4 protein-coding genes are annotated in these 4,375 nt (G+C 37.5%); 2 read left to right on the forward strand and 2 right to left on the reverse strand.

All coding sequences use genetic code 11. The features are described from left to right. The coding region (locus tag R3333_RS12685; protein ID WP_318959145.1) for a hypothetical protein at positions 1-360 on the reverse strand (360 nt) is incomplete at its 3' end. Between the two features lie 94 nt (positions 361-454). On the opposite strand from R3333_RS12685, the gene R3333_RS12690 reads away from it, so the two are divergent. Next, positions 455-1,654, forward strand: a complete 1,200-nt coding sequence (locus R3333_RS12690) for a hypothetical protein (RefSeq protein WP_318959146.1) — start codon at positions 455-457, stop codon at positions 1,652-1,654. 4 nt (positions 1,655-1,658) lie between these two features. Here R3333_RS12690 and R3333_RS12695 read toward each other — a convergent pair whose 3' ends face one another. Beyond that, positions 1,659-2,438 carry a hypothetical protein gene (locus R3333_RS12695; RefSeq protein ID WP_318959147.1) on the reverse strand — a complete coding sequence of 260 codons (780 nt, stop codon included), beginning with the start codon at positions 2,436-2,438 and terminating at the stop codon, positions 1,659-1,661. Between the two features lie 330 nt (positions 2,439-2,768). On the opposite strand from R3333_RS12695, the gene R3333_RS12700 reads away from it, so the two are divergent. Next, positions 2,769-4,375 (forward strand): SBBP repeat-containing protein (locus tag R3333_RS12700; RefSeq protein ID WP_318959148.1); only part of this gene is annotated, 1,607 nt, incomplete at its 3' end.

The raw sequence follows: 4,375 nt of genomic DNA on the forward strand, positions 1-4,375 counted from the left end.
CAAGGAAGATATCCTTTTACGTATCATTTTTGATTTTTGAAAGGACATTAAAATTGTGGCAAACCTACCTTTTGTAAGTGAAAGCTGATACTTGTTTTTGAGGTGGGAAAACTCTTCCCAAATCCTTTTGTCGAAAAGCAGGAATAGACTTTTTAATTTTGTGACTATTCCATCAGAAGGCCAGTACGGCACTACTTGAACATTGTAAGGGACTAGTCTTGATTCTTTTGTGTTCTGAGTAATACTTACAATAATTATTTCCTGAAATTCTTGAGCTAGAAATTCTATCTCCGTTTCCAGAAAAGTTTCACTTTTACCAAAGGGAAATCCATCAGTTAATAATAGTAATCTTGTATTCAAGAATTGTTACTTTTAGCCTTAAATCTAAGGACAAATCCTTTAAGAATTGAAAAAACTCCTCCTCATATCTTATTTTTTTCCACCTTCAAATTTTGTGGGCGCGCAAAGAACAGCGTATTGGGCTGAAAATTTGCACAAATACGGTTATTATCCTATTGTGATAACACGTCAGTGGAATGAGAGCCAGACTACTTTGACAGAAAAGGTAGTTAACAATGAAATGGTCGTTGAGAAATGTGATGGGTATGAGGTGCATCGCCTACCTTATAAGGAATCTCTGAGAGATAGATTAGATCAAAAAGGGGAATTCAAGTTTTTACAAAAAGCTTTGACTTTGAAGGAAATTGTTTTGTCGAATTTTTCTATTGCTGCTTTACCGTATTCGAATTTTTACGCGTACGCTAAGTCCCTCCTACAATCTGATTCAGAAATTGGAATTGTAATCGCCAGCGGACGACCCTTTCAAAGTTTTGCAATTGGTCATCAACTGAAAAAGGACTTTCCAAAAATTCATTGGGTTCCTGATTATCGGGATGAATGGAGTACTACGCAACAAGGAAACTTGTCTTTTTTACAGAGAATGGATGTTACCTTGGAGCATAAGGTATTGAGTAATGCTACAATAGGAATTACAGTAAGTAGGTACATTGCGGAAAAGCTTAAGGAAAAGTTTAGATTAGATTTTTCTGTAGTGATGAATGGTATAGCAAAGTTTGATGAGAGGCAGAATGGCATTTCTTCAAATTTTTCGGATGAATTACATGTTTTGTACGCAGGTACATTATACGCCGAACAAAATGTTGAAATACTCATTCAAGCATGTAAAGCATATTCAGGGAAAGTAAAATTGAAATTTGTTGGAATAGAAATCAATTCAGCAGAGAAGAATAGAGTGATAGCATTCTCGGATAAGCATAAGGTAGATGTAGTTATTGAGTCGAGAAAGTCGCCAGAAATGATACAAGTGGATTATAAAAATGCCGATTTACTTTTTATCACAGGGTTTTCCAATATTAAAGGTTATTTACCCGTTAAAATGTTTTCCAATTTCCAAACAGGAAAAGCCATCCTTCTTTGCCCATCCGACAATAATGTGATGGAAGAATTCATTCAAAAAACCAATTCAGGTTATATTGCAAATACAGTAGAAGAATGCAAGCAAATTCTTCAAGAATTATTGGAGAAGAAAAAAAGAGGAGAGTCCATTGCTTTGGAACGTAATATGGAGGTAGCTTATTTTTATTCTAGAGAGTATCAAACCAAAAAATTAGCAGAGATTTTGGATAGCTTATAAAGTCCTACTCCATCCCAAACTTCCAAACCCCACTTACACCTACTATCCCTGCACTCCCAATATTTTTGCCATTCAGTACCTTAGAAGCTGAAATTGAAAGTCCAAATCTATCTTTGAGTTGGTAGTAGATTACTCCGCCAACACTTTGGTAGCTTACACCGAGTTCCCTGAAGTCGTTGTAAGGAATATTGCCCAAGAAAATAGCATCTCCTAAACTTGTCTGGTTTTCAAACCACAAATCTCCATACCATTTGCCTTGTCCATAACCAATTTTTACCGACAAATTCCAGGCGTGGGGTACAGGATCTAAGGTGTATTGATAGGTTCCTTGTGTTTGAATGAACCAAGGTGAATTGGGTTTGTATTGGAATACTAGTTTGGGTTGTACATTGGTGGCGCGCTGACCAATGGATTGACTTGTTTCTGTGTTGTATTTCGACATGGGGAAAGAGATTCCAAGTGCTGGTATCACGCTAAATCCGTTCTTGTTGAATAACTCATATTTGGTAAAAAAATATGCGTCTTGCAGGGTCCCATTAATAAGGGGAGCAGAAGCTATTACATCCCAATTATTGGTAATTCCATATTCTGCAAAGGTATTGATGATGTGGAGCTGTCTTCCGTATTCTATGGTGTAATCGGCATAATATAGCTTTGCTTTTTCATAAGCGTAACCTAGTGCGACATCTGTTCTTCCTTTTCCTTTGAAGAACCCGTCGACAAGGTCTTGAGCTGAGGTGCTCAGTGCAAGGGTGAGTATGGAGATAGTGAGGAGCGTTTTCATGCGAGTTGTTTTGAGGTTCGACGTAGAAGTTATGAAATTCTTACTTCGCAGCTTGGGGTTTGTTCATTTCTTTTATATTGATAAAACTTCAGCTTCGAAATTCCGGTTCCTCGATAGTTCGACTTCGCTCACCACAGCGCTCCCTTGGAAACCTAGGTTAAGAGTAATTAAAGCGCCTAAAATTAGGTTATCGAGTTGAGTGGAGATGAGCGACCTTTTTCTAAGTTCAAAACTTTTTTTCTAGACTCTCTATTCAAACTCACTATTGTCTAACAACCTCTAGGACTTAAAATTCGTTTATTAACTAAACAAAACTTATATTAGTCTTCCATGCTTAAAAAACTATTTTTCCTTTGTGTAATAGCCTTGTTTTCTGGTGCAAGTTTTGCCCAAGAAATTGAGCATGAACACAGTTTATACCATGGTTTTTTAGAGAATAAAGGACAGTGGAAGGAAGAGGTGCTTTTTCAAATGAATTTACCAAATGGTAATCTATGGGTGGAGCAAGGAAAATTGATGTACCATCTTCAAGATTATTCTGAACTGGAGAAAGTACATGGTCAACTCAAGCAAGCGAAGAAAGGAGTAACAACATTTAACCAAGACCTCATACATCTTAATTTTTTAGGAAGTCAAGAGATTACATCCACAGAGAAATTGGGTGGGTCTAAGTACTATTATAATTTTTTTTACGGTAAGGATGAATCATCCTGGACGCATGGCGTTAGGAGTTATCATGAGGTGCACATGCACAACCTTTACGATGGCATTGATTTAGAACTTATAGAATTAGAAGGAAGCTTCAAATATCAATTCAAAGTTGCTCAAGGTGTTGATCCTGCTCAAATTCAAATGCATTATGCCAATCAAGAGGAGCTGAAGATAGGGAGAGATGGTAACCTGATTATTGAAACGTACTTGGGGCAAATTAAGGAGGAAAAGCCGTATGCCTATCAGATTGTAAATGGAAAAATTAAGGAAGTGAGTTGTTCCTTTGAAATGCTCAACGATAGTGTAGTTGGTTTTAACTTGGGGACTTATTCTAAACATGCTCCTTTGATTATTGATCCTGTTTTGGTGTTTGCTACGTATTGTGGTTCGCCGACAGATAATTTTGGAATGACGGCCACTTATGGTCACGATGGAAGTGCGTATAGTGGAGGAACAATTTATGGAAATGCCTACCCAACACCTGATCCTAATGCTTACAATACTTCATCAAATTTTACGGTGCAAAACGTCAATAACTCTATCACAACAGATGCTTTTATCAGTAAATATGCTGCGGATGGTGAAACCATGTTATGGACGAGTTTTCTAGGTGGAGGTGATAATACGCAAGGAACAGAAACTGTGCACTCTTTGGTGTGCGACCTTCAGGATAATATCTATTTGTTTGGGGTGACCTCCAGTACGGATTTTCCGATAGTAGCCGGTTTTCAATCTACCCATGCAGGTGGAAGTGCTTTGAATATTGCCAACAACGGATGTAATTTTGGAACGGTAGGAACAGATATCTTCGTGGCAAAGCTTAGTGCTAATGGTCAGAGTTTGTTGGGGTCTACTTATGTAGGTGGGAGTGCGAATGATGGTGTGAATTATCTGCCTAGTTCTGGAAATTATACCTCACCCATACATTATGATTCATTAACCACAAATTATGGAGATCAATTTAGAGGAGAGATTTTCTTGGATGATAGTGATAATATACTCATCGCCTCTTGTACGCGGTCAACAGATTTTCCAACGCAAACCGCTTTTCAGAATGCAATAGGTGGTCAACAAGATGGGGTGATATTTAAACTGAAAAATGATTTCACCCAATTGTTGTGGTCTAGTTATTTTGGAGGAACTAAAAATGATGCTTGTAACAGTGTAAAGCTCGATGGGAATGGAAATGTATTTATTGCAGGAGGAACATCGAGTAATAACTTAAC

The sequence above is a fragment of the Lishizhenia sp. genome, from assembly GCF_033720595.1.
GTDB lineage: Bacteria > Bacteroidota > Bacteroidia > Flavobacteriales_D > Crocinitomicaceae > Lishizhenia.